This window comes from Brasilonema octagenarum UFV-OR1, assembly GCF_963888615.1.
In the GTDB taxonomy this organism is placed as follows: Bacteria; Cyanobacteriota; Cyanobacteriia; order Cyanobacteriales; family Nostocaceae; genus Brasilonema; species Brasilonema sennae.
Map to the genome: position 1 here is coordinate 1 of NZ_CAWPKW010000249.1, position 25,673 is coordinate 25,673.

Here is a 25,673-nt window from a genome sequence, read left to right on the forward strand (position 1 = left end):
ACTTGTGTCATTGGAATGACTCACTAGTTCATTTGTTCGCGTTGAAAGGGCTGGCACTGCCCACCCTACAATACTTTTGACTTTTGTTGAGCAGTTCTATTTCATTTGCGTTGGCGTAGCCTGCGCTGTGCGCTTAAAAACAAGGTACATTTGTACATTCTTCTTCCCTGTTAAGCGTTCCCGTTCGGACGTTCGGCGAAGCCTGTTAAGCCTTAAGCGCCTCAACGAGTAATTTCACAACTCCTGCATGGATTGCTATATCAGTATAGTTGTTATCAGTTTTAGCTAGTAATCAAACCACAAGTTACTAGAAAATACCTCAAGAGTTCTTATTTTTCTTAACGTGAATAGCAAGCATTATAGTTCGCAGACTGTATTTTTTGTTGAGATGTAATGGTAGATGCAAAATGGCAGTTGATTTAATTGATAACAATTATGACACGCAAAAATACAGTCCAGTCCTATAAAACTAGCTAACCCATGTAAAGTGCAACACTGAAGGCAAAGACTGCGACTATGACAGGCATCATAGTACTAAACTCTACTTTCCGTGTTGTCAATATTTTTACAAAAGACATAGGAACAATGATGGGCCATAAAACTGTAGTAATGAAAAGTATCACAGTAGACAAAAATTTTTCTTCTGGCGAATAACTAGGGTGACGGAGAAAGAATCTTAACCAATTAATCAAAAAATAGCCAGTCATCAGTAGGTAGTTAATAATAAAAGCCAATTGCACTTTATTCACGGTAGCGACTCCTTTAGTTATCAAAGGTTTAGAAAACATAGTTTAGATTCATTTATGACACCAGTTCATCAGTACAACCAAGAGAATTTTAAAACGGCTGTCTATTGGTGAAGCAGATGCATAAAACTCTTCTAGAATTTAGCTAAATGTTAATCTAACCGTAAAATTTTCCCAATCAGTACATACACTTACTTAATAAAAAATTGAATAAAATAGAAATCTTACGGAGATGTTTTAACCATCTTACTTTTGTGTCTCCACAAATTAGAAAAATTACTGATTTATTATAATTATTTTATCCTTTGTATAGTATAAATGTGAAAATTGACAAAAATATAATTCATATATCAAAAAATAACTTTAAGGAAGCTTCTACCAAGAAACTTTATACTAATTCATAAGTAAAGTCACAGTTTTCAATATCAATACACTTACATCAATACATTTACAGAGATATAAAAATAAAAAAGTATTATTTAAAAGAGTAGTTTGACAATAGTAGACGTTATTTATGTCTTTTTATACCAATATTTCATTATTATAAAATTGAAGATTTCTTGAGATTAATACTACATATCCCAAGAAAAAAGAAACCCTGCGTTATTAATACAACACAGGCAAAGAGAAATTTATGCTACACAAAGACTTGGATAATGGGTCAATAGTGCTTAAGCTAAACCGAAACAGGTGGTGATGGATTATAGTGATTCTGAGGCTGTAACTGAGCAGGTTATGCGTCGCCAATACGATTCCTATACAGATCTACCATCAAAAAACTGGCTTTTATATGCTTATTTGCTTGATTAAAATGAAATAGAGTAGTTTCCACTTCTAAATTTTTCAATTTTTGAATTTTGAGATTGCGTCGCAACGCTGACGCAACGCTAAGCGATTTTGAATTATTTATGGAGTATGCTTTAATCTTGAGAGTTATTCTGTGGAAATAGGTAAGCTATAGCAGCTCCACCAAATAGAGTAAGTAAACTTACTAAAAAGGCTGCAAAGAAATAAGAAAACATAATAATCACCAAATTTCAGTGTTATTAACTAAGGTTTACCTGATAAATTCTGAACCAATCAGTCAGTATTCTTGGCAGAAACCTTAGTGTTGACTACTTTTAAAGTACCAAGTGGATATGACACAGGTATGACCCCACTGTGTCAATAGCTTGTATATTTAGTGCAATAAAATGATTAACCTCATGCTCAATTTAAAGATTGCACTGCTTGAAATCCTACGTCATTAAAAAACTGAAAAATCTCCTACCCCAGCGGGAGAGACAGTTGTCTACCTTTGGTTAACATCAAAGCAGCGCTGGCGAACTCCGGCACTGTTTCCTCGTGACTACTTCTTTTGGAAGTTTATCTATTGATAACATTCTTGCGGTTCTGCCCAACCGACAAATTACAAACTATTTTCTTTTAGGAATCACATATCTTATCCCACCTTTAACACCAACAGTATCACCCTTGTAACGAGGGATAATATGAATACTGGCGTGCATCATATTTTGACCTGCATCTCGATTGATGTTCATTCCCACATTGAAACCATCCGGTTCAAATTCTTTGCCGAGAATTTCTTGCACTCTGTTAACCATAAACCAACAAGCAGATTGCTCTTTAAACGGTAGCTCAAAATAATTACTCACGTGACGTTTTGGAACAACCAGAACATGACCTTTACTCACGGGATAGCCATCAAACATAGCATAAGCAGTTGCTGATTCGGTTAGAATAGTTAAATTTTTATAAGGATTACAAAATATACAATTACAATTATTAGATGTGTTTGCTTGTAAGTTATAATGCATATACTCATAAATTTCGCAAGACTCATCTAAGTAGATGGATTTAAAAGGAAGTTTGACAATGCACTGATATGTAGGTTTTTTGTGGATATAATGTTCTCGAAAGCCTTCTCTTCTTAAATCCCTTCTAACTGCATAATATGCTTTTCCTCCAGGCTTCAATAGGTTCGATATTCTCATGAGAACATCCGCTTGTTCTTCAGGAAATAAAACATTTAAAACATAAAAGCAAATTATTGTGTCAAATTTCTCATGAGGATATTCTGGAAAATAATAAGGATCATAACCGGTAACATCAAATCCTTTTTTTCGCAATAATTTAACATCATTGCCCAAGCCGCAGCCAAAATCTAGGACTTTGACTTTATCTTGAAGTAGATTCTTATCTAACAAAAACTGTGCAGGTACTGATAGATGAATTCTTTCTATTGCTGTAAGGTGGCTGAATAGATTTTTTTGCTTTTTCATGGAAACATAAATTTTCTTTTAATTAAGTAGCCGACATGACGAATTCGTCACCTGAAGGAAAGAATAAAAGATAATAGTTTATTTTTTGCTTCTGGATAGCTACCCTCTGCCCTTTTCAAGCTAGTTTGCACAAATTAACTAGCAAGTATCTTATTTAGAGACACTTGCTAGGAAACAGCAAAGCCCTTGAGTGTGCATGCAACAAGCGCGTTCTGTCGAGGCGATTGGCGTCGCGTTTACCCTCATTGGTAAGAGTATTAGCTATTGTTATACGGTTTTCATTGACATAGTGCTATTTTATACTTTTTAATCCGCAGATGAAACCAGCACTAACACTTATGCTTTATATACTCAAAAGCAGTCGCAAGTAAGGATACTGTTTACAGTAATTTCTTTAGAACAAGCAAATCTAGATTTCTCGCAAGAAAGAATCTATCTCTGTTTTGTGACTCCCAGTGATTCAAACATTTAGTGGCGAAAACTCGTGTCTACTCTTTGGGTAACTTCTCCCAGTTCTACCTTCACCAAGTTATCCCTCGCAGCAATCGTGAGGTAAAGGGAAATCCCACAATCAACCGCCGCCATAACTAACCCCGCTGATAAAGTTTTAGTCCCGCCAGGTAGTCAGCCATAATCTCATGGCTTGCTTCTTGCTGCAAATTGGGGATGAATTAGTGAATTACCAGGGTTATTGACGATCCTAGGCTCATGAAAACATTGCGCTTACCTCATTTATGGCTACGGTAGGCTGCGCGAAGACATAAATAGGATGATCTTTCATACAAAAATTGTGGGGACGACAAGCGATCGCCCCCACACTTCTAGCTAAACCTAGTCAACAGATTTACCTTACTTCTTTTTCATATCCTGAGCCATTTTTCGGTAGTAGTCCATTTGAGGATTGGGACGAGGATTAGAAGTCGCTGGAGTTTCACTGGCTTTTGAAGGCTCAGTTTTAATTGATTGTTGTGTTGTTTCTCGTTTTATACCCTGTATTTGGTCAGCTTCTAGAAAATATCCAGCATCGGAAACCCCAAAAAGCTTACCGAAGACACCAAAGATCTTTCCGATAAAATTAGAGATACTTCCAAAAACAACAGAGAAAAAGCCTCCAATGCGAAGAAAAAAATTTTGAAAAACTTGTTTTAAACTAGACATGGTAGTGTATCCCGTAACTACATACTATTATTTTGACTTACGAGATAGAAATCTGTTGATGTTTAAGGGTATTCAAGCCATCTTTTTTTTTGTAGATGACGTTGTTGCAGCAGCAACTTGGTATAGTAAACTTCTAAATGCACCACTTAAGTATTTTCACACTGATAACGAAATACGAGGAGCGCTCATAGAAGTCGGTAGCATAGATATGTTTTTTCATGTCGCAGATGAAAAAATGCGTCCTGGAAACGCCGGACAAGTAGCATACTGGCGTGTAAACGACTTTTATCAAGCAGTAGATCATGCTCAAAAGCACGGGGCTAAACTTTATCGAGGTCCGTTGACAATTGAGGAGAACCAAGCTATTTGTCAGATGTGGGATCCGTTTGGCAATCTTTTTGGTATGCAAGGTTTGATATTGGTGTAACCCAAACCTATGTGTTGAATTGATGCAAGCAAAACAAGTGGGAAATTGTCTGGGTGGGTTGACAAACCAAGTTTAAACCAAGTCGAAGATATCAACACTGGATAACACAAAGTTTGTCAATTTCCCCTCTGGTGGATTTTTAGTCTTCATCAAGAGCGGGGAAAGCTTCCTCAAACCGCCACAACTCATTTTTATTTTGAATGAACCAAGTACGGGTCTTTGGAGTTAATTTGCTCCAAATTTCTTCGATGGGTACGTGGGGAGATGAATACTGATACTCTTGACCTAGCGCTTTCAAATTTGGCGCAACATCATCAGGAATACCGAAATCTTTCCAGTCAATTTCTGTGTATATTCCAGATACTCCCTTAGCAGGATCGGAAATTAACTGGGCAGCCCTAATTAAGTCAGCAAAGTGTACTGGCTTGAGGTTATTTATCTCTTGAATTTCGAGTGATTCGTTATCTTTTTGAGACATCGTCACTAACGTTGGTGAAAAGTAAGTTGTTCATTGGACTTACCGCCAGAGATATTCACCTCGATGTCTCTAGTTTAGCGCAAAGCATCAGATGAAATAATAATTAATTTGGTCAGTTATCATTTTCAATCAGAACTGTAACTGCAGCCACAGCTATCAACATTTCGTCATTTTTATCATTGAGCGCTGGAATTGCTTTACCCTGAACGACCATTCCACCAGACTCAACTGTGAGAGTTTTGCGACCGAAAGGCAATACAGCCAAAACCTCGTCTTCTCGTACTTGTTCTGGGTAAGGGACAGCTACCTTGACCTCAACTATCATCTCATTTGGATCATTCAAACCGGCAACTTCCCAAACACCGGGTAAAGCATTGTGTGCGATCGCATTTCTCACAGCCCTAGCTGCTGCAACTGTGGGTTCCTGTCCATGCTGATCCACTCCCATCCCCATTTCAATAATTAAGCGTTTGCGTGCCACAGTCACCTCTGTTTGTAAAGTTTTTTTCTTCAATTCAGCCTACAAGATTTTTTGATTCATGTTTTGCAGTAAGTGGAAACAGGGAGGAAGTTTATGCTGGTTCATTCCACACATTGCTGAATTTGTACAAATCTTTTATCGTTCTATCTCCACCTTTACCAAGAACCAGTTCTCAATATATTTTAGGATTCGTGCTTTATTATACTACATTTTTATGAAAGTCTGAGTAATAAGCAAGTGCAATAAGAGGCGATAGTTTCTCTACGAGACGCTGCGCTTACGCGCTCTGGATTGTGGCAGATCGCATTGGCAAAGGCAAGAGATAGACTGGTAAACTGGTAGATAGTAACCTATCGGTACTATACTGATATAACAGAGCTGCCTTTTGTGCTTTCACTGAACTTGAGTTTCCTGTTTTTAGCAGAAATAAGCGATGACTATAAAAAGGTATACTAGATAACAAAATCGCAAAAAATCCTGAGTTTCTTACGCGAATAGTTAAAATTATGTGCTTGCAATATTGTAATTGTAACTATTGGGATAAATTGTCTCTATTTAGATCATAATAGAGATTTATAAATGACTTTTCTACCCAATTAGCCAAGCCCGGATAGGCATTTCGTAAATCATACCATGTCCCATGATTCTTTGTACCATATCCGAACAAGAACTGTCATAACTTCTATTTCTGAGCGACCCATTCACCAAATACCATTTATTACCCATTCACCCAATGGTACTGGTATAGTTCACAGAGTTCTGCCTGTTTTGTTAGCAAAAGTTGACTCACTACCAGATGGCTTAGAAGCGATCATTGCCACAAGCGATCTACAGGGAGTTGACCCAGTCAATTACCGCCTTCTGGGTCATCTTGTCAGTGAAGAACTAGAAAAGTTGGCAGAGTTAGGAAAAATTCCATCTCCACAAAGAACGGGCGTTATTTTAGCCGGAGACCTTTACGCAAAAATAGATAAGCGTGGTGGTGTAGGAGATGTTCGTGAAGTTTGGCAAGCTTTTAGTCGTCGTTTTCGTTGGGTTGCTGGGGTAGGAGGAAACCACGACAATATTGGCAAAACTCCACAAGAAATCCAAGCATTTCAAAATGGGCAAGGTATACATTATTTAGATGGCGACCTCACTTGTCTAGATGGAATTCGCATTGCTGGAATTTCAGGGATTATTGGTAAAAAAACTAAGCCTTTGCGTCGTCCTGAAGAAGATTTTCGAGAACTTATACACGAACTTCTTGACGAGTCACCAGACATTTTAATTCTGCACGAAGGCCCCAACGATGCAGAAGCCAAATTGATAGGGAATCAGTCAATTCGTACTGAACTAACTACAGGAAGTAATTTATTAGTTATTTGTGGTCATTCGCACTGGAGAGTGCCAATGACAACTATGCCTAAAGGAGTGCAAGTGCTAAATGTAGACACTCGGGTTGTTGTCATGACAAAGATGAAGTCCTAGAGTTCAAGCACTTAGAAAGTCATCCCACAAGTTTAATCGCTGTTCACGGTTGAGACAGAAATCCGCGTGACAACAATTCCTGTAGTGATTTTAGCAATACGTATCCAAGCAAATATAGCAGTCGCCAACTCTATTAGGACATATAGCAGCTAACGCTTAACGCTTAACAGGGTTGAAAGTCTCGTGATGTCCGTATTTTCTGATTACTTCATGTCCTAATCTACCTGGCAACAGCTATAAGTATAAATTTTTATGCAAGATACCTGGAATCCAAACTTCTATGAAAAATTTCAAACACAAAGAAGTCGTCCATTGCGGAGACGCTACGCGTTCGCGTTGCGTGCCCGGAGGGCATATTTTGAATTTTGAATTGGTATTACCTTGACATCCTCACCGCACTTTTAGGGCGGTGATTCCTCACCGCGTCAGCAACCCACTAAAAGCAGGAAAACTGATCGCTGAATGGGGTTGACACTTCGTTGAGATGCGCTGGCAAGCCAGTCTTACCTTCTCTCCATGCCCGTTTTAAGTCTCGGAATGCCCTTCCGCGACTAACCGACTACAAATCAAATCTTGACTTTTTCCTCTGGGGTGGATTTATGCTTACTACCATTGCCCGTTGGTTTTTCTCTACGCCTGCTCTCATCTTAGCTGTTTCAACGCGTCTTGAGCCTAGAGGGGGATTTGTTAACTCCAAACATATTCTACCACAAACAAAGCCGTCCTAGAAGGACGGGGCTTGTATCCCATTCTTTTGGGTCACCAGAAGCAGTCATAGAATGGTATCGCGGGACGTTGCTCACAACATACCAGCAGCGGCTAGATGGTGAGACTTACGAGCGATTTGTGAAACGGTATACGCAGAAGTTAATCAAGTACTTGGGTGAGGAGCGTCCGTTCTTGTTTGCGTATAAACGTATTTTAATGTGGGGGCGCTTAAGCAATTGAACACTAGGTTGTAGAGACCGACCTCAGCTTACCTGCAACATCACGAGCAGCGTTTTGTCCAGCGCGAATAGCACCTTCAATGTAGTTAGCCCAAATACTAGAGCGTTCCGTACCAGCCCAATGAATCCGACCGACTGGACTATTGAGAGCAGAACCAGCGCTAGTGAGTAAACCAGGTGGTAATGCTGAAATGCATCCACTTGTCCAAGGTTGATTATTCCAATCAAATTCCACCCACTCTAATGGTTGTTGTGCTGCTTGTCCAAAAGTTTCTCCCAGAAATGCAAGGCATAACTCTTGGCGTTTTGACTCAGGTAACGTTGCGTAATCGGGAGCTAACAATCCAACAATCACACCTCTAGTTGCATCTTCCGGCGAGATATCAATCACCTCAATTTTGCTATCGATACTGAGAAAGTGACCACTGATTATTTGACCTTGCCACCAAGGTTTTTCATAGATAGCATGAAATTTAATCCAACTCATCGTCTCCCACTGTGTAATCAATTGACGGTGAATTGGGGGAAGAGGGGGGTGAAATTGGATACGAGCAACAGTCTTGGGCATCATCGCCACAATTACTTGTTGAGCATACACAACCCCACGTTCACAAATAAGTTGAACTAGGGAGTGATCATAACCCGATATTTCAGTCACACAAGCATTGAGTAAGACCCGTTCCCCTAAGCGTTCTACAATATTTAAGCAAATCTGTTGTGTTCCGCCTACAAAGGAAAAATCCTCAGCAGTCTCTAACAAATCATTGAATCCTGCTGTATGAACAAAATGAAGCATCCATAATAGCGAAACTTTGTTTGGATCGCCACTGAGGATTTGCCGCACACACCCCTCGAACCAAGCCCGTGCTTCATCAGTCGTTGTGTTCTGCTCAATCCAAGCCCCCATTGTCATAGAGTCTAATATGTTTGCATTAGGAGCTTGCCAAGGGGTTTCTAGTGGAACAGTACGGCACAAAGCCTCAAATGTTGTCATCGCCTGAGCGAAATCTTTTTGAGCTATGTCCGATTCAGACGTTGGAGATGCATCTAGCATAGTCCATTTTTGACGGAAACCATACAATGTCTGACCTTCAAGCTTTCCTTTCTTGATATAAACTCCCATTTCTTGTGCCAGATTCAGCAACGCTGTTTGGGTAGGACCAGCCCAAGTCCCACCTTGTTCAACGTAACCCCCTGACACCAGCGGATGATTGAGAGTTCGTCCTCCTACTCGTGAATTGGCTTCCAGTACAAGCAGCGATTCGATACCTAAGTTGTGCAATTCCCAGGCTGCACTCAGACCAGAAATGCCTGCACCCACAATAGCAACTTCTACGTGAGAACTCATGGTGATAAACTTTATTTATGCAATATAGTTGATTTATACTACATAGTTGCAACTTTACTTTGTTCTAAGTCATTTGTAATGTTACAAAGTGCACCTAGACTTTTTAAGTTTTGACTATAGCCGTCATAACTGCTGAGCCACAAAGAATTAGCGCCGCGAAACGATAGCTTCCAGCAAAGCCCGCAACAACTGCCTCAGGTGGAGCTACAGCGACATCTGTACCTGGAGCCAAATTTGCAATCAATCCTCCAAAAACAGTCCCTATGACACAGACTCCTACGTTAACCCCCAAAGTACGCGATAAAGACAGTAACCCAGACGCAATTCCCAAACGCTCCCGAGGTACTGATCCCATGACAGTACTATCATTAGGCGAGCGGAACAAACCTAACCCAGTGCCAAAGATAAAGTAGCGCAGTATATAGTCTTGTTCAGTAGTTTGAGCATTTAAGGTACTAATAGCCAGACAGCCACCAATCATCACTCCTAACCCAATTAAGCCAATTTAGCGAGAACCAAATTTATCTGAGAGTGTACCTGCTAGTGGGGCAATCAACCCACTGACAACAGGCGACACCGCCAGCAATAACCCCACTTTTGAGGTTGGATAGTGCTTGACTTGCCCTAGAAAGAATGGGGTTATCAGCAGTCCACCAGTCAGGACAATGAATACTAAAGTGCCGTTTAGCAAACCCACACTCAGGCGAGGATTGCTAAACATATCCAACTTTATCAGTGGTTCCTCCAAACGAGCTTCAACTGCTAGAAAACTGACTAGTGCGATCGCCCCAACCAATAGTAACCACAATGCACGACCACTTGTAAAGCCCTCGCTTTGCCCAAAAGTCATACCCAGGGCAAAACTGCTGAGTGTCACCAGCGCTAACAAAGCACCGAGCAAGTCGAAGCGTTGTTTTTCCTGTTTGCGCTCAGTTGTAGGTACCACCCACATCACAAGCAAACTAGCTACTACGCCCAGTGGAACATTAATTAAGAATAGAATACGCCAGTCAAACCACCCCAGAAGCAGTCCGCCTACTGAAGGACCAAGGGCGATACCAAGGGAAACGACACTACCGATAATCCCAACAGCTCGTCCCCGCTGTGAAGAAGGAAAAACTTCTGTAATGATTGCTAAACCAAGTCCAGAGATAAACACACCACCAAGTCCCTGAAGTGCTCGAAAAGCAATCAACCAGTGAATGCTAGATGCAACTCCACACAACAGAGAACTCAAGGTAAACACAATAAGTCCCCCCAAGTAGAGATATTTTTTACCCCATATATCTCCTAGGCGAGTCGCTCCCAAGACTAAGCTGGAACTGATGAGTTGGTAGCCTAACACAGCCCACTGCGCCTCAGGAAAACTGCTTTGAAAATACTGAACTAAGGTAGGCAAAGCCACGTTAATAATGCCTACGTCGAGAGTGGACATGAACACCCCAAGACCGACACCGAGCATTACCAACCATCTTTGGGAGGCAGTTTGAGTCTGGGGTTTTGCTTGCAAGTCTGGCACTCTTGAGGCTCCTTATTCTCTAACTTTACGCTTGTTAATTATTTGTATACGTAACATTATCTAGTGCTACGACACAAAAAAGCCTCTCATACGAGAGGCTAAAACAGAGCAGTCAATAAAAAGTATTAAACTACACTAGGAAAAGTACAGCAATTGCTCCTCCTACAGCAGAGAATATTCCGGAAACAAGTGCTGTAGTAAATAGCCACCAAGCGGCTGATGCTGCTGCTTTGCGTGTTTCTTCGGCTTGACGCTGTGCTTGAATTTTCACTTCTTCTAAGCGCCGTTGTGCTTCCTGCTGGATGCGTTCTGCCCGTTGCAGTACGTTATTTCGTGCCCGTTCAACTTGGTCGATAATCCGGTTGGCGTCTTCCTCTGAGATATCCTCACGAGAACTCATAACTGCTACTAAAGTCTCGCGGTTGAAAGAAGAGAGGCGATCGCGCAATGCATCAAACCCTGCTTGTGGGTCATCAAACAATGTGCGAACTTCCCGCTTAATGTCATCGTAATTGAGTTCCTCGCGCTCTAAAGAGTTGAGGTAGTTGCGAATGCGGCCAAAAACTCCATCAACCACATCTTGAATGCCCCGCTGGATATTCCGCACTTGTTCCACGAACTGCTCACGCACTGATATCATCGAATCTGCAATTCGTGCGGCTTCCTCATCACTCAAGTCTTCCCGCAGTTTTAGCAGAGTGATAATAGTGGAACGGTCAAACTGAGATAGGCGATCGCCCAGACTTTCAATTCCCACTTGTGGATCACGCAGCAACAGAGAAAGGTCGCGTTTGATACCTTCTGGGTTAAGTTCGTCTTTGCCACTCCTCCGTAAATACTCTTCCAAATATGTTTGGAAATTTTGTACTGTTTGCTGAGTTCTGGTGGCGAGGCGACGGGGTGTACGCACAATGTCACGAATCGAAGTTTGCATCGAATCGATGACTTGATTAACTTGCTCTTCACTCAAGTCCTGACGTTGACTGAGCAACTGGACTAAGGTATCTCTATCAACCTGTGACAAGCGACGGCGGAGTGCGACAGCACCTTCTCTTGGATTTTGGAACAGTGTATTCAAATCCCGCTGAATTCCTTCAGGATTCAGTTCTTGTTTGCCAGTATTTCGCAGGTAGTCTGCTATTGTTGTGCTTACAGAATCGTACTGCTCCTTAGCTTTATCTGCTACGATTTTTGGTGCATGGCGAATATTACTCCAGTTTTCCTCAACAGTGTTGAGGATTTGATTGGCTTGGTCTTCACTTAAATCTTTCCGCTGACTCAGTAATTGTACTAAAGTATCACGATCAAAACGAGATAAGCGTGCCCTAATTGCACCCACTCCTGCTTGTGGATCATCTAAAAGTGTTTTCAGATCAGCGCGGATGGCGTCGGGATTGAGTTCGTCTTTACCTGTGTTGCGCAGATAAGATTGTAAATTTATCCACAGTGACTCAGCTTGATACTGCGCTTGTTCTGCAAGTCCTTGGGATTCGACTAAGACTTGATTACGCTGTTCTTCCAACTCATCAAGGATTGTATCTGCTTCTTCAGGATAAATATCATTGCGCTCTAGCAGAATTTCCCGCATTTCTTGACGGTCAAACTGAGCAAGTCGCCGAGAAAGAGTTTCGTAATCTGCGTCTGAATCTTCCAACAGGGGTTTGAAATCCCGCTGAATCCCTTCTGCTGTTAAGTCTGACTTAGGTGTAACGAGTAGATAGCTTTCGACTCGGCGTTGCAAGTCTTGTACTATTTCTTTTTCTTCCTCTGCAATCACTGCAATTAGCACGTCTTTGCGGATCAGTTCCAACTGATTTGCAATGCGCTCAATTTCTGCTTGAGTTAGCAGCCCCCTAGTTTTGAGAATACTGACAAAATAACTCCGAGAAAGTCCCTCTAACTCTTGCCGTACTGTTCCAGGATCAGCGGCTGGGTCGTAAAGAACGTCGCGAAATTCTTGGGCAGCTTTTTCAGAACTCAGTTGCCAAGCATATGTGTTGAGTAAGTAGTTTTCTACATCCGTACGAATGGGGCTGTAAGCTTGTTTTGGCACGGGAAGACCCAACTTATCTGCCTGTTCGGTGACTTTATCTTTGGCATTTGTGACAGCACCAAGGATTTTTTCAACATCCAAGTCTGACAAATCAGTTCGCCCCAACACAATACCACTCAATGCGGATACTGCTTGCTGAATTGTCTGCTGAACAGGACCTGGAGTTGTTCCTTTTTGGTCACCTTGTTTTCCAGAACGCATTTCTACCATCAGCTGATCCAGCTTGGCATTGAGTTCATCATTCTTAGTTTGTCCGGGTGGCAATGATTTGAGATAATTCATCAACTCTGCCAAGCGGTCTTGCTTTGGTTGTTGTTGACCCACTACCTGTTGCCAAACGCCATATAGTGTGTCGGCAATACGGTTGACTTCTCGCTTTGAAAGGTCAGTGCGACTACTGATTAAATCAAGAAACTTCTGGCGGTCTATGTTGCTTAAATCTCCACTTCCGGCGATCGCCTTGAGTTGGGGATCATTCAGTAACTTTTCAAATTCACCCCGAATCTTGGATATATCCAGTTCTGGTGGACGGACCATTTCTAAGTAATCTTCTACTTTGTCTCGCAGCGTTCCAGGGTCTACAGCAGTGCCAATTTCCCTACGTACAGCTGCGGCTGCTGCTTCTGCTGTTGCTACTACTTGGTTATTAATAGCTTTGGCTCCCAACGCAGCGGTCGCTGTCCCCATAATCGCCTGTAAGCCTGAGGTTGCTGAGTTGACCAACGAACCAACTAAAGAACCCACTGTGGTTGAACTCACCCACACTAGCAGTAAGAAGTACGCTCCCCAAATCACCAACCCTAGAATTGCTCCCTGCACTGGAGACCAACCTGTAAAAAAACTCAGTCTTACCGCTAAAAAACAAGCAATGGCAAGCGCAATAGTCACAGTGATTACTGTCCACAGTCCAACTGCTGTGCCTATTTTGCGAATAGTTCCGCCTAAACTCCCAACTTCTCCATTCTCTCCATCTGAATCAGATGAACGACCTAAGTAGGAAATACCCGCAGCAACGGAGAGGTTGGTCAGAACTAATTGCAGGGCAAAAGCCAGGATCACACCAGAGATTAAAGCGAAAAAAGAGTGTGGTCCTAATCCAGAAGCATATGTCTGGTTAGCATTTGTTGACTGGTTATCTACTGGCGCTTGTGCCACCCAAAACAGTGACTTGTACAATGCCAGCATGATGTGCGTACTCTGAAACATCTAACATCCTTCCTATGTAGCTCAAATCAGTGGGGATCAAAAGTTAAGTGATAGTAAATATTGTATCTGTTATAATACCCAACTCCTGAGCTTAGAATGCTGCAATTCTAGTACTTTTGGCATCTCTCCAAAGTTTGAAAGTTTGCTACAGCGTGGGACAGAAGTTTTTCTACTTAATGACTTAATAACTCAAGGAACTAAAGTATCTTTTTTTACTTGCCAGGAAAAATCAAACATCCTACACTTTCTTCTCAAAGTTTTTCTCTTTTGTGTATGATTTTTTCAATTTATTAGAAACGGTTTTGTTTTTCGTGGGCTACCACAAATTGATGAAGTAAAATTCAGTTTTTTGTTGGCGTTGTTACATTTATTTACAAATATCTTTTTTTGCATCCTCTTGAGGTGGATTTTTCCCAGAAAATACTGTTGTGATAATCCTCCACAAGAGGTGCTGATAGTTTGTACCCAATGACAGAAAGCAACAGAGTTGTGAATAGCTACATTTAAGTTCAGAAACAAATTGAACTTGAATGAGGGAAAAATGCAATCTCGTCCTAGCACTGATTTACCACCAATTGCTACAGAATATAACGGCAAAGACCGCAATGCTTTTGTGTTTGGTTTGAATCCTCAAGCGGAGCTGTGGAATGGTCGTTTGGCAATGATTGGTTTTCTTGCTTATCTACTTTGGGATTTAGCTGGTTACAGCGTCCTGCGCAATGTTCTCCACTTGATTAGTTACTAGTTATAAATTTTGGCTAGACGTAGAATTTTACGTCTATTAATCAAATATCAACTGAATTTTAGAGGAAAAAACAATGCAAACTCCTGAAACTCGCCCTTCTACCGATGTACCAGCTGTTGCTAAAGCTTACAACGGTGTAGACCGTAACGCTTTTGTATTTGGTTTAAACCCCCAAGCGGAACTGTGGAATGGTCGTTTAGCAATGATTGGTTTTCTTGCCTATCTAGTTTGGGACTTGGCTGGCTACAGTGTTCTGCGTGATGTTCTGCACTTCATCGGGTACTAGTCAGAAATTTTGTACAGACGTAGTATCTACAGCAGTCTTAAATCATTCGTGAGAAATAAAGTCTCCGACTTGTTGTGAAAAGTCGGAGACTTTGTTTTTCTATTCTCACAGCTTTTGAACAGATTGGTATAGCTCCGTTTTACATACTCAAATATAGGCAGACTACTACACACGGCTTTAAGCAACTCTACTTTTAGCATTTGCACGCTTGAATAGTAGAGTTATTCGCCGATGCTGTACTACCAGACACCCCTATCCCTCCAGAATTAGTTAGTTAATTTGGGATTACTTTTAGTTTTAGATTAAGCAGAGCTTAATCTTTATGATGATAGTTCAATTAGTCCGCAGGAGTTTTGAATAATTTATTAATAATTTTTATATATAATTAAGAGTCCTTAGCTGGTCTTATCACAATTTTCTGAGACTCGTGAGTAGTTGCCAAAGGCTACTCCCCTCCCACTACAAGATTACCTATAATGATAAGTAGGGTGTATTGTCAAAAAATGTATGGTTACTCGAACTCATCTGTTAAGCGATTGCCTACGGCAGAGCTACGCTTAACGCCTACTGGACTTAGAACGGTGGAAGAGTCTGTATTATAAGCATCAACAGCAATATATACGTCAAAGACTGTTAGCAATTAAATACTTATACGAAGGTAAAAGTAGAAAAGAAATCTCAGAGTTATTGGGATGCACGTATAAAACTCTAACAAGCTGGATAGATAAATTTTTAAGTGGTGGTTTAATAGGGTTAATCCAACCAATAACTCATAATTTACCTGGTAGACTTAGCACAAGTCAAAGAGAAGAATTAAAAAAATGTTGCTCGAACAAAAACCGATAGATTACGGTGTGGATAGAAATATATGGACGGCTAAAATTATTTGTCACGTTATCAAACAAAGATGGGCAGTCGAGTTAAAAGATAGTCGAATTTATCAGATATTGAATGAGCTACATCTTTCACATCAAAAAGCACATAGGGATTATGCGAACGCTGATGCAACAAAGCAATCAGAATTTATATCATGTTTAAAAAAAACTTGAAAATATAGACGAGAGAGAAAAAATAACTTTTTTTGATGAGTTTGTAGTTTATGATCGTCCTAGTACATTTTATGCCTGGGCAGAGAAAAATACTCGTCCACAAGTTCCAAGTAATGAGCGTAATCGCCGTCACAAATTAAATGGGATGCTTTGCGTAGATGCCATAACTGGAGAAGAATATCTGAAATTAAAAGAACGTTCTAAAACTGATAGCGAAGCGTGGCGGAACGCCATAGATGTATCAAGCTATTTTACTGAGTTCGTTAATGATTGTCTGAAAAGTGGAGTGAAATATTTAACGATTATTTTAGATAATAACTCGACACACAAACAAAAAATGCGCTCTCAATTAGTTACTAACTTATCTGAATTGGGAATTCAAGAACAAATTGAGATTGAGTTTATTTATACTCCTCCTTATTCTCCGGATTTTAATCTAGCCGAATATATTATTCATCTTTTAAGGCTTGAAGTCTTACATCATCAACCTGTAGATACAACAATACAACTTGTTCAACAAAAACTAGAAAATTTCCTGATGATTAAACATGTTCAAACCCCTGAGCAAATTCAAAATACTATTGAACACATTTACCGCTTAATTTAGGTAATCTTCTGGTGGGAGGGGAGTAAGATGTTTGCTTTTGAGCAATTTATTCTGTTGATACTCAAAAGCTATATCCTCAGAATAGTTAATAAGATTTGTTTATAAATCAGTAGTTGCTTATTACTAATTTTCCTAGTATAGTGATTATGCTAGTTAAGAATATATATCAATAAGTTTTCTAGCCGAGGTCAATAGACGAATAGCAACCAGCTAACAATTCCACAAAGTAAACGATTTTCTCCTCTGACTTAGCCCAAAAAGATACAAGCTAACAGGAGCATCTACTTCCAACAAACCATAACCGCTGTACAAAAGACGGGTACAGCGGTTTTACTTTATGAATTTGAGTGCGTTTATATTGAAGCTTTACAAAGAAATAGTATTATGGATACGCACTCGTATTCGCTTCGGTTGCTGGGACGGTTATTTAATCGGACATGATATCACATTATCCGAAGGGGACAATATTAGGTATACCTAGTACTGAACAAGGAAAGTTAGAACCAAGCTGTTGAACTATCGGATGATTAACGGAATTACAGCCAAGTAGTAGTAAATTTGCATCTTCTGATTTAACAACTTTCCTAAGTTCCTTGCCTATAGAACCAAAGCGAAGATGAGCTTTAAAAGAACTTCTCCATTCTACAGCGAGAATACTTGCTTGGCGAAGAATACAATCTGCTTGTGTAAATTTATCTATCAAGATTTCTTGGCAATAGCCTGCTTTATCCTGCATTTTTGGTTGAGTTATCACACCTGTGTCAAACGCAAGTGAGGAAAAGCTAGTTGAACAGTGTGGTGGATTTGGTTCCGTAACATGCTGATTGGGAAATTTCTCTATTTGTAAAACATCTTCAGGATGAGTTTTATGATTTTGCTCGATCACATAGACGACTTGAACTGTTACTTGCGCCTTTGTGGCTAAACGTGTTTGATGAGCTATTAATAAGGCAATATCTAAGGCGGTATGACTATTCGGAGAACTGTTATAACCAACGATTAAGTTAATTGATTTTGCTGATTGCTCCTGTGCAGAAAAAGCTGTTTCTGGGACGGAGAGAAGTACCATTTGATCAATTAAATCGTCTCTTGCGATCGCGTTTTGCAGACGCACCAAGATGGGTTTAAGATTCATAACTTTCTAACCACGCTAAAGAAAAATTTACAAAGAAAATAACTCGTTTGTCGTTAGTAACCCGTTATTGCCTAGAGAATGATGAATGGCAAATTATGAATTACAATTTTTTAAACTACTCGTCTTGGGTAAAATACCGATCTAGAAAGTTGAGCGCATAGTTGCGGAGTTCATAGTATTCTTGTGAGTTCCTCATAGCATTGCGATCGCGTGGATGAGGAAACGGTACTTCCAGTATCTCCCCAATATTAGCTGCTGGTCCATTCGTCATCAGAACAATGCGATCTGACATATAAATAGCCTCATCCACATCATGAGTAACCATCATCACTGCTTGTCGGTGATGTTCCCAAATATCTAATACTTGTCGCTGCAATTTTCCGCGAGTTAGTGCATCTAAGGCTCCAAAAGGTTCATCCATCAGCAACATTTTTGGGCGAATTGCCAATGCTCTGGCAATACCCACCCGCTGCTTCATACCACCAGAAATTTCATCAGGATATTTATCTGCTGCTGCTGTTAAATTTACCATTGCCAGGTGTTGGTTCACAATGCTAATTTTTTCCGAACGATTAGCATCTTTTAGCACTTCGTCTACAGCAAGCCGGATATTTTCCCGCACAGTTAACCAAGGTAAGAGCGAATAGTGTTGAAACACCATCATACGCTCTGCTCCTGGTTTATGAATTTCTTTGCCATCTAACCGTACCGAGCCAGAAGTCGCTTTTTCTAATCCTGCTACAATTTTCAAAAGTGTAGATTTTCCGCACCCAGAGTGACCAATTATAGAGATATATTCATCTTCGGCTATTGTTAAATTAACGTTATCTAAAACAACAAATCGATTGCCATCAGGTGTTGGATATGATTTATATAGATTTTCAATTTCTAAAAATCCAGTGTGCGGTACAGGCTTATCATAAGCATCTTTCGAGAAAAAGGTAGATTTCATTTAACACTCCTATAAGACTCTATTTATGAATTATTTAAAAATGACATGAGTTCTTTGTAAATAACAAAGGACTAATTGCAAAGTACAGTCAATACAATCTAATTGATCTAACTCAATTGATTAAGACAGAAAAAAAGATTTAGGAGCGTTAGCTCTTATTTGAAAACTCTTAAGATACCCCACTGGATCACTGGGGTCAAAAGCTTTTTTGTCGATAAATAGTTCAGCTTGCTCTACCTTGTAATCTTCTTTTGGACATTCAATTCCCATTTCAGCAGCAATTTCTCGATATAAGTCAGTTCGCCAACCTTTACGCGCTACTTCTTCAGCATTTTTGGGAATTTCTTTAATTTGTCCCCAGCGAGCCGACTGAGTCATTAGCCAAAGACTCTGAGATTGCCAGAGAAATGTTGAATGGTCATTTGGTGTTTTAACAAGATTAGCAGGTTTTTCAAAGAAAATTGTTGTTTCAGGAGCTTTCCAAACTCGTTTTTTATCATCAAAACCACCATAATTGTAGTTACCGACAATAGCCGCTTCTGTTAATTTGAGTTTTGCTCCCGTATACGATTTACTCGTGAGAATTTTAGCGACTTCCTCCCGGTTTTTTGTGTCACTACAATACCGACAAGCTTCTATCATTGCTTTAACCAAAGAGCGATAAGTTTTGGGATTATCTTTGATGAAAGACTCCATGACACCTAAAAGTCTATCTGGGTGTCCTTGCCAAATTTCTCTCCCTTGAGCGAAGGTGAAGCCAATTCCTTCATTACCAGTAATTGCTCGTGAATTCCACGGTTCAGCCACCATGTAGCCTTGCATCGCCCCAATTCTCATATTCACCACCATCTGTGGAGGCGGGACAATGATAATGCGAAATTCTTCATCAGGAGCAACTCCAGCGGCTGCTGCTAAGTAGCGGACAAAGTATTCATAAATAGCCGAACTCAGCACCACAGCCCAAACTCGTTTTTCAGCTGGTAATTTTTCAAAATAATTGCGAAAATCTCGTCCAAACTCTTCTAAATTGCCGTTATAGTCTCGCCAAGGACGCACCCCAGACTCCCACATTGCTTTATTCATCGTCATCGCATTACCATGACGGTGAATTGTCATCGCTGCACACAGGGGGGCATGACGTGCGCCTTCTGCACCAGTTCTGGCGTTGATCACTGCACCACTCACAACTGGTGAAGCATCAAGGCGTCCAAAAATAATACCATCACGAGACGTCGCCCAGCTTGCTTCACGGCTGAGGGTGACGTTTAAACCATACTTGCGGAAAAACCCTTTCTCCCAGGCTATAGCAAAGGGGGCGCAGTCATTCACCGGTACGTATCCCACTGTAATATTAGGTTTTTCTAGTGTCTTGGGATCTACGACTGGTTCCACCGCCGACGCCGCTTGTGACAGTCCTTTAGGGGCACGATTAGCATTAATGGCACAAGAAGAAAGTCCAGTTGCAAATGCTGTAGCGCCTAGCCCTGTGATAAAGTCTCGTCGCTTCCAGTTATTTGTGTTATCGTCGCTCATGAACAACCTCCTGCGGCGAAATGACTCAGAATATTAACTAGGGACAAAAGTTCTTGTTTGGACTGTCAGATATTTGATTCGTGTATACAAATAGCAGGTAGGCTGCTTGTTATACAGTCAGCTTGTTCTTGAAATTTTAAATAGCTTATCTGTCTGACCCCACACAATTCATTAGCTATTGAAAAAGGTCAGATTTCATCAAAGGTAATAATATGGTGGTGCGATAATGCAGTGGAACGCACCATATATAATCAATGACTGACCGCTGATGAAAACCTAATTTGAAGTTACCGGGCGACGAGTGACAAAAGCTTGTATTCTGCCTATGGCATAATCAAGCAACAGTCCTGTTAAGCCAATCACTAGAACAGCAAGAAAAACGGAATTGAGGTTCAAGCGACTCCACTCATCCCAGACAAAAAAGCCAATTCCAACACCACCTGTGAGCATTTCTACTGCAACGATAACTAACCAGGCAATGCCTATACTAATTCGTAAACCTGTAAAAATGTATGGTAAACTTGCAGGCCAAATGATTTTTGTAATTCTTCGCCAAGCGGGCATTTCTAGAACTCGTGCTACATCTATATAGTCTTTGGAAACACTGGAAACTCCCAAAGCAGTGTTAATAATTGTTGGCCACAGAGAAGTAATGAAAATCACAAAGATTGCCGATGGATCTGCCAAATTAAAGATTGCTAGAGCAATAGGAAGCCATGCTAGAGGTGATACTGGCTTGAAGATTTGGATAACGGGATTGAGAATCATCATTGCCGTTCTTGACATCCCGATGAGAAAACCAACAGGAATAGCTACTAAAGCACCTAGAGTAAAACCTAATAAAACCCGACGAATACTCGCGATTAATAGCCAGCCAATACCTAAGTTACCTGGTCCTCTTTGAAAAAATGGGTTCAGGATGTAATCTAAATTTGCTGCTAATGCTTCAGGTGGCGTGGGCATTAACTCATGATTGGCAAGGGCAATAATCCACCAGACAACAATAACGCCCAAAAAACCAACCAAAGGTAGCAAGAAAGCGTCCCGTACAATAACGGGTTTAGCGCGTTTCCAAGCTGTTCGACTAGCAACCGCCAAAATGGCAGCTACGTTTAGTTGTAACACCATTGATGACCTCAACAGACTTCACGCAGGTACAATTAGTCCGAGCAGTACCAGCCAAGGATACTGATGAGATCACAACATTACAATCATGCTGTCTCTTCAGTCTCCTCTCATTGCCTACGAAGTTAGCTGACGGGCTAGGGTTGAGAGATACCCCTCTGATAGAAGGAAAAAACAACAAGTGAAAAGATACATCTACTGTTTGTTTCTTCTAGTAAGATACGCCCCATACTTTGGTTCCTCCGCTCCAACTTATGCAATGCAATTCATTGGATTAGGCTGACTTACTCTGATTTATGATAAATGTAACACCAGCAAACAATGGCGTCAAGCAACCCTAGGATATACTTTTTTTGGCTAGAAAACAAGTATTCTTAGAAAGGAAATTCATTTATTTTTAGATGAATAAAGATGATTTGGATATTATGTATTTTTATTTCTAATTATTACATCTTTTTAGTAAAGACAATGTAATACTCCTATGCTTAGGATGTAGATCATAGAATGATTTACTCTATTTGTATGTCTATCCACCCATAAGTGATGAAAGATTTTAGTCAATTGCTGCGGGATCAAACTCAGAGGATTATGAAACAATGGGTGGAAGCTGTTCGTCGGGATAAAAAGATTTTCAGCACCAATCATCTAAGCCGTACAGCTATTGAAAATCATCTTGATCATGTCCTCTTGGCTCTAGCAACTGTGCTTTCTCAATATCAAGATGATGAAGTTCAATCCCTAGTTCAAGCAAGTTTAGAGCATGGGATTCTTAGGGCTGAACAAGGTTTCGATGCAGCAGAAATTGCACTAGAGTATCGGCTTTTGCGTAACACCATATTTGTCACTTTAGAACCGGAATTCCTGAAAGCATCAGCAAAAGAAGTGATGCGAGCCGTGCATTTGATTGATATGGTGTTAGATGAAGCAATAGCCTATTGTTTCCAAAGTTACACAGAACAGCGATTAACAGAACTAGAGCAGCTGCACAATCAGTTAACCCTTAATAATCAGGAATTAACTCGCTTAGTGCGAGCAAATCAAGATAATTTATCGTATCTCGCGCACGAACTCAAAAACCCATTAACTTCGATTATTGGTTACTCAGATTTGTTTTTGCGCTTACAACGCCAAAAATCAGAGGAAAAAAATTCCTTTAGCCATCTAGAACATATTGACCGCGTGTTACGCAGTGGGAGACAATTAATTCACCTGATTAACGATGCACTGGAGATTTCTCGCTATGATGCAGGGCAGATGAAACTCGAACCAGAACCAACTCAGGTGTATGAATTAATTATAAATGTCTACGAAATGCTGGAGCCTTTGGCTACTCAAAAAAAATTACAAATTGTTATTGATTGCAACCGTGCTCCTGACGAAGTTGTAACAGACCCGTTACGATTACAGCAAATTGTAACAAATCTTGTTAGTAATGCGATTCGCTACACAGAGTCAGGAACGGTAAAAATCAAGTGTGAAACTTTAGACATTAGCAAGTGGAGTGTTGCAGTTTCAGATACTGGAATTGGAATTGAGCCAGAAGATCAAGTACAGATTTTTCAACCTTACTTTCGCATTGGTTCTGGTAGTAAATCCTTCCTTCCCAATAGTACCGGCTTGGGCTTGGCAATCGTTTCACGGCTGATAAAACTGTTGCAAGGTGAAATTAGCTTAGTCTCCCAAATAGGAGTAGGTTCTACTTTCACTGTGACTTTACCGTTAAAAGTAGAAGTGTGAGGTGTATATCTGACATTTACTTTGATTTTTCTAGCCTAGCTAGCGCGTTCTCAGCTGCAGCCTTCTCAGCATCTTTCTTACTGCGCCCTTTACCTTGTCCATACTCTTTCTCTCCCACAACTACTTTAGCTACAAACTCTGGAGCATGAGAAGAACCACCTACTTGAACTGTGACATACTTGGGTGGTATTTGAGTGATATTGCGTTGCACCCATTCTTGAAAGCGATTTTTAGAGTCTACATTTGAGCGAAACTCCACAATACTCTCAGGAACAGAGTCAAACAACGGTTCCACAACAGCACGTACTGCTTCACTATCATAATTGTTGTCTAAGTAGTAAGCGGCGATGACTGCTTCAAAAGTACTGCTGAGTAAATTAGGATTTTGGTAACCTCCTTCTAAAGTTGCACCTTTACCTAACCGCATTCTGCGATCTAAACCAACCTCAATTGCAAATTTTGCTAGTTGCTTTTCATCAACCAGTGCAGAACGCCGACGAGTTAACTCATCTTCTCCCTTTTCTGGGTAACGACGATAAAGGTATTCGCCACTTAAATAAGTCAGCAAAGCATCACCAAGAAACTCCAGACGTTCGTTGTGTTCACCTTCTTGCGGGTTTTCATGGACATAGGAACGGTGTGTCAGCGCACGGATTAAAAGAGAAGTATTCTGAAAGTTTTGGTGTTTGACAATGTCAGCCAATGTCTCTGTGTTGGAGTCTTTTTCGGCTTGTTTAGAAAAAAGTCTTTTTAAGACTTTTTGCAAGTCAAGTTCTACAATACTTGTTTCTGGTGCAGAGATAGCTTTCAGGAGTCGAGCGATCGTGTCTAAAGTGCGATAAGTGTCTTCAGTTGAAAAATGATATTGATCCGCCCAACTGTTAGTAACTTCCATGAGTTCACTCACTAAAGCTCCCTCAGCGTAACCTAAATTTTTGCTGAATACCTGATTCCACTGTCCAATAATGACTTTTAATAAAGTAAAAACATCATTACCTAGAATCTCTTCTGGGCTAAGCTTTATGGATGAGTTATCAGACATAGATGATGAGATAATTCTTAGCCAGCGCTCACCATAAACTTTTTGCATCTCCCTTTTTACATAAGGGTACAATCCTTGATTTAAAAGAGTTAAACTTTTGCTAACTTGTTCGTGGTTGGTCACAGCGATCTATGTATTTCAAGTAGTATTTTTTAGGAGATTTCTTGAATTTATCTTCTTTAATTTTTATAATTTAGTGCTGTAAAAAAGTTTAATAATTATGAATACATTGATAGGACTTACGCATGAGTTCCGAATGAACTTGACTATCAGATTGCGCACTCCTCGTCGCAACGGGTGCAACTACGTTATTGTTGCGTAAGTCCTGATTGATAATATTGCCGCTTCTTCAAAAAAATAATCAGCCGAAAAATGATCTAGAGCAAATAAGGAGCCAGATTTAAGAACTCAAGATTCAGAAATACATTTTCTAAACCCTAGCACCTGAATTCTGACTCCTCTATTTTGGAAGATTGCAGTCACGTTGTATCGTGCTTGCTAAATGACCAGCCGTAATTACCGGCGGCGATAAGGCACTGCTTTCTCGTAATCAATGTTATAAGGCGAGATCCGTTGCGGAGGATTACCTGTTGGATTAATACTCTGAGCCATTGATGCAAACAGAGCTGGATCACCGGCTTTAGCCTGCTTGTCGGGTGGAGTGTAGCGACGTACAATGGTTTGCCAGATTATTTGGGGGAAGCCGAGTTGCGCACGATGGTATTCATCGTAACGCGGAGACTTGATGTTGAATGGCAATTGGCTGGCTCCTGAGGGCAGAACCCGACGACGTTGATAGGGAACAATGCTGTCACCAAAGTTCTCTAAGTATTCGTCGCTGTTGAGCAGATCATTGATGAAGCCAGCCCGACCTTTGGTTGCTACCACGATTGACCAAGCAATTTTTTCCCGTTCGCTGTAAACATCACGTCCCAAAATTCGTTGAACACAATGCTCAACAAAGCGGTAGTTGCTGTTGAGGTTATAGAAGCTACCAGTGAAGGTTTTGGACAAGCACAATCCACGAATAAACTCACGGACGGTAATCTGTCCACTGCGGAGCTGCGACTCCAAAAAACGCTCCCGATCAGAGGCAAAAGCATGGAAAAATATCTGACGGTAGGCTGCCTCGATTAAGTTATCTAGGTCAGTCGCAGAAAGTAAATTGTCAGTGGAGAAGATTCTAGGCTGTTCATCACCCGGAATTTCGTAGCCAGTAACACGATTATTTTGACTTAAAGGCGCATACTCTAGCAGAGGAATAGCCACGTTTAATAACTTCCTTCTCACTAAACTTTACAAGTTTTCCTCATCATAAGGGTAAAGTGACCTAAAGTTTTCAGGAAT

20 protein-coding genes, 3 pseudogenes and 1 riboswitch are annotated in these 25,673 nt (G+C 40.6%); of the genes and pseudogenes, 6 read left to right on the top strand and 17 right to left on the bottom strand.

Annotation, left to right across the window (positions count from 1 at the left end):
- Positions 1-473: 473 nt before the first annotated feature.
- From AC5590_RS20075 to AC5590_RS20090, 4 genes and pseudogenes are all read right to left on the bottom strand, one after another.
- Positions 474-749 (bottom strand): hypothetical protein, encoded by a 276-nt coding sequence (locus AC5590_RS20075; protein WP_169265268.1) that lies wholly within the window; start codon positions 747-749, stop codon positions 474-476.
- Between the two features lie 1,412 nt (positions 750-2,161).
- Positions 2,162-3,028: an HIT family protein gene (locus AC5590_RS20080; protein ID WP_169265219.1), complete on the bottom strand. Its 867-nt coding sequence runs from the start codon at positions 3,026-3,028 to the stop codon at positions 2,162-2,164.
- 468 nt (positions 3,029-3,496) lie between these two features.
- Positions 3,497-3,696, bottom strand: a pseudogene (locus tag AC5590_RS20085) (hypothetical protein); the annotation flags it as partial.
- Between the two features lie 181 nt (positions 3,697-3,877).
- Positions 3,878-4,186, bottom strand: coding sequence for a threonine dehydratase (locus AC5590_RS20090; RefSeq protein WP_169265220.1), 309 nt, complete (start codon positions 4,184-4,186; stop codon positions 3,878-3,880).
- A gap of 58 nt (positions 4,187-4,244) precedes the next feature.
- Here AC5590_RS20090 and AC5590_RS20095 point away from each other — a divergent pair, with 58 nt between their 5' ends.
- A complete protein-coding gene (locus tag AC5590_RS20095) occupies positions 4,245-4,613 on the top strand; it encodes a VOC family protein (protein ID WP_171976430.1) in 369 nt (122 codons plus the stop codon).
- A 139-nt stretch (positions 4,614-4,752) separates the two neighbouring features.
- On the opposite strand, the gene AC5590_RS20100 is transcribed toward AC5590_RS20095, so the two are convergent.
- Positions 4,753-5,091, bottom strand: a complete 339-nt coding sequence (locus AC5590_RS20100) for a hypothetical protein (protein ID WP_169265222.1) — start codon at positions 5,089-5,091, stop codon at positions 4,753-4,755.
- A 112-nt stretch (positions 5,092-5,203) separates the two neighbouring features.
- Positions 5,204-5,572, bottom strand: coding sequence for a Lin0512 family protein (locus AC5590_RS20105; protein WP_169265269.1), 369 nt, complete (start codon positions 5,570-5,572; stop codon positions 5,204-5,206).
- Positions 5,573-6,205: 633 nt separating this feature from the next.
- Here AC5590_RS20105 and AC5590_RS20110 point away from each other — a divergent pair.
- The gene (locus tag AC5590_RS20110; protein WP_169265223.1) at positions 6,206-7,042 is read left to right on the top strand and encodes a metallophosphoesterase family protein; all 837 of its coding nucleotides are present in this window, start codon (positions 6,206-6,208) and stop codon (positions 7,040-7,042) included.
- A 951-nt stretch (positions 7,043-7,993) separates the two neighbouring features.
- Here AC5590_RS20110 and AC5590_RS20115 read toward each other — a convergent pair.
- The 4 genes from AC5590_RS20115 to AC5590_RS20130 form a co-directional block, all read right to left on the bottom strand.
- A complete protein-coding gene (locus AC5590_RS20115; RefSeq protein WP_169265224.1) occupies positions 7,994-9,337 on the bottom strand; it encodes a flavin monoamine oxidase family protein in 1,344 nt (447 codons plus the stop codon).
- Positions 9,338-9,440: 103 nt separating this feature from the next.
- Complete coding sequence (locus AC5590_RS20120; RefSeq protein ID WP_248277229.1) at positions 9,441-9,818, bottom strand: MFS transporter; 378 nt, start codon at positions 9,816-9,818, stop codon at positions 9,441-9,443.
- Between the two features lie 24 nt (positions 9,819-9,842).
- Positions 9,843-10,856, bottom strand: coding sequence for a DHA2 family efflux MFS transporter permease subunit (locus tag AC5590_RS20125; protein WP_348982705.1), 1,014 nt, complete (start codon positions 10,854-10,856; stop codon positions 9,843-9,845).
- Between the two features lie 130 nt (positions 10,857-10,986).
- Positions 10,987-14,115 (bottom strand): MFS transporter, encoded by a 3,129-nt coding sequence (locus AC5590_RS20130; RefSeq protein ID WP_169265225.1) that lies wholly within the window; start codon positions 14,113-14,115, stop codon positions 10,987-10,989.
- Positions 14,116-14,656: 541 nt separating this feature from the next.
- Between AC5590_RS20130 and AC5590_RS20135 the strand changes: the two genes are divergently transcribed.
- From AC5590_RS20135 to AC5590_RS20145, 3 genes and pseudogenes are all read left to right on the top strand, one after another.
- Positions 14,657-14,860, top strand: coding sequence for a chlorophyll a/b-binding protein (locus AC5590_RS20135; RefSeq protein WP_169265226.1), 204 nt, complete (start codon positions 14,657-14,659; stop codon positions 14,858-14,860).
- 73 nt (positions 14,861-14,933) lie between these two features.
- Positions 14,934-15,146, top strand: coding sequence for a chlorophyll a/b-binding protein (locus AC5590_RS20140; RefSeq protein ID WP_169265227.1), 213 nt, complete (start codon positions 14,934-14,936; stop codon positions 15,144-15,146).
- A 567-nt stretch (positions 15,147-15,713) separates the two neighbouring features.
- Positions 15,714-16,802 (top strand): annotated as a pseudogene (locus AC5590_RS20145) (IS630 family transposase).
- 448 nt (positions 16,803-17,250) lie between these two features.
- On the opposite strand, the gene AC5590_RS20150 reads toward AC5590_RS20145, so the two are convergent.
- The 4 genes from AC5590_RS20150 to ntrB form a co-directional block, all read right to left on the bottom strand.
- On the bottom strand, positions 17,251-17,937 hold the full coding sequence (locus tag AC5590_RS20150) for a universal stress protein (RefSeq protein WP_169265228.1): 687 nt from the start codon (positions 17,935-17,937) through the stop codon (positions 17,251-17,253).
- Between the two features lie 115 nt (positions 17,938-18,052).
- Positions 18,053-18,889 carry an ABC transporter ATP-binding protein gene (locus AC5590_RS20155; protein WP_169265229.1) on the bottom strand — a complete coding sequence of 279 codons (837 nt, stop codon included), beginning with the start codon at positions 18,887-18,889 and terminating at the stop codon, positions 18,053-18,055.
- A gap of 120 nt (positions 18,890-19,009) precedes the next feature.
- Positions 19,010-20,422 (bottom strand): ABC transporter substrate-binding protein, encoded by a 1,413-nt coding sequence (locus AC5590_RS20160; RefSeq protein ID WP_169265230.1) that lies wholly within the window; start codon positions 20,420-20,422, stop codon positions 19,010-19,012.
- Positions 20,423-20,698: 276 nt separating this feature from the next.
- Positions 20,699-21,550, bottom strand: a complete 852-nt coding sequence (gene ntrB, locus AC5590_RS20165) for a nitrate ABC transporter permease (protein ID WP_169265231.1) — start codon at positions 21,548-21,550, stop codon at positions 20,699-20,701.
- A 96-nt stretch (positions 21,551-21,646) separates the two neighbouring features.
- Positions 21,647-21,838, bottom strand: a riboswitch (cyclic di-AMP (ydaO/yuaA leader).
- 252 nt (positions 21,839-22,090) lie between these two features.
- Here ntrB and AC5590_RS20170 point away from each other — a divergent pair.
- Positions 22,091-23,284: a sensor histidine kinase gene (locus AC5590_RS20170; protein WP_169265232.1), complete on the top strand. Its 1,194-nt coding sequence runs from the start codon at positions 22,091-22,093 to the stop codon at positions 23,282-23,284.
- A gap of 16 nt (positions 23,285-23,300) precedes the next feature.
- Here AC5590_RS20170 and rnc read toward each other — a convergent pair whose 3' ends face one another.
- The 3 genes and pseudogenes from rnc to AC5590_RS20185 all read right to left on the bottom strand — a co-directional run bounded on the left by rnc (position 23,301) and on the right by AC5590_RS20185 (position 25,595).
- Entirely contained in the window at positions 23,301-23,978 is a 678-nt protein-coding gene (gene rnc / locus AC5590_RS20175; protein ID WP_246163308.1) for a ribonuclease III, read from the bottom strand.
- A 114-nt stretch (positions 23,979-24,092) separates the two neighbouring features.
- A pseudogene (locus AC5590_RS20180) lies at positions 24,093-24,449 on the bottom strand (Swt1 family HEPN domain-containing protein); the annotation flags it as partial.
- Positions 24,450-24,842: 393 nt separating this feature from the next.
- Positions 24,843-25,595: a phycobilisome rod-core linker polypeptide gene (locus tag AC5590_RS20185; RefSeq protein WP_169265233.1), complete on the bottom strand. Its 753-nt coding sequence runs from the start codon at positions 25,593-25,595 to the stop codon at positions 24,843-24,845.
- Positions 25,596-25,673: the final 78 nt, after the last annotated feature.

Bases quoted from the DNA above. Each gene is read 5' to 3' on its own strand.
- AC5590_RS20130 (WP_169265225.1), bottom strand. From the start codon at position 14,115: ATGTTTCAGAGTACGCACATCATGCTGGCATTGTACAAGTCACTGTTT.
- AC5590_RS20140 (WP_169265227.1), top strand. From the start codon at position 14,934: ATGCAAACTCCTGAAACTCGCCCTTCTACCGATGTACCAGCTGTTGCT.
- AC5590_RS20160 (WP_169265230.1), bottom strand. From the start codon at position 20,422: ATGAGCGACGATAACACAAATAACTGGAAGCGACGAGACTTTATCACA.
- AC5590_RS20155 (WP_169265229.1), bottom strand. From the start codon at position 18,889: ATGAAATCTACCTTTTTCTCGAAAGATGCTTATGATAAGCCTGTACCG.
- AC5590_RS20170 (WP_169265232.1), top strand. From the start codon at position 22,091: ATGAAAGATTTTAGTCAATTGCTGCGGGATCAAACTCAGAGGATTATG.
- AC5590_RS20110 (WP_169265223.1), top strand. From the start codon at position 6,206: ATGTCCCATGATTCTTTGTACCATATCCGAACAAGAACTGTCATAACT.
- ntrB (WP_169265231.1), bottom strand. From the start codon at position 21,550: ATGGTGTTACAACTAAACGTAGCTGCCATTTTGGCGGTTGCTAGTCGA.
- AC5590_RS20090 (WP_169265220.1), bottom strand. From the start codon at position 4,186: ATGTCTAGTTTAAAACAAGTTTTTCAAAATTTTTTTCTTCGCATTGGA.
- AC5590_RS20080 (WP_169265219.1), bottom strand. From the start codon at position 3,028: ATGAAAAAGCAAAAAAATCTATTCAGCCACCTTACAGCAATAGAAAGA.
- AC5590_RS20120 (WP_248277229.1), bottom strand. From the start codon at position 9,818: ATGATTGGTGGCTGTCTGGCTATTAGTACCTTAAATGCTCAAACTACT.
- AC5590_RS20100 (WP_169265222.1), bottom strand. From the start codon at position 5,091: ATGTCTCAAAAAGATAACGAATCACTCGAAATTCAAGAGATAAATAAC.
- AC5590_RS20095 (WP_171976430.1), top strand. From the start codon at position 4,245: ATGTTTAAGGGTATTCAAGCCATCTTTTTTTTTGTAGATGACGTTGTT.
- AC5590_RS20150 (WP_169265228.1), bottom strand. From the start codon at position 17,937: ATGAATCTTAAACCCATCTTGGTGCGTCTGCAAAACGCGATCGCAAGA.
- AC5590_RS20135 (WP_169265226.1), top strand. From the start codon at position 14,657: ATGCAATCTCGTCCTAGCACTGATTTACCACCAATTGCTACAGAATAT.
- AC5590_RS20115 (WP_169265224.1), bottom strand. From the start codon at position 9,337: ATGAGTTCTCACGTAGAAGTTGCTATTGTGGGTGCAGGCATTTCTGGT.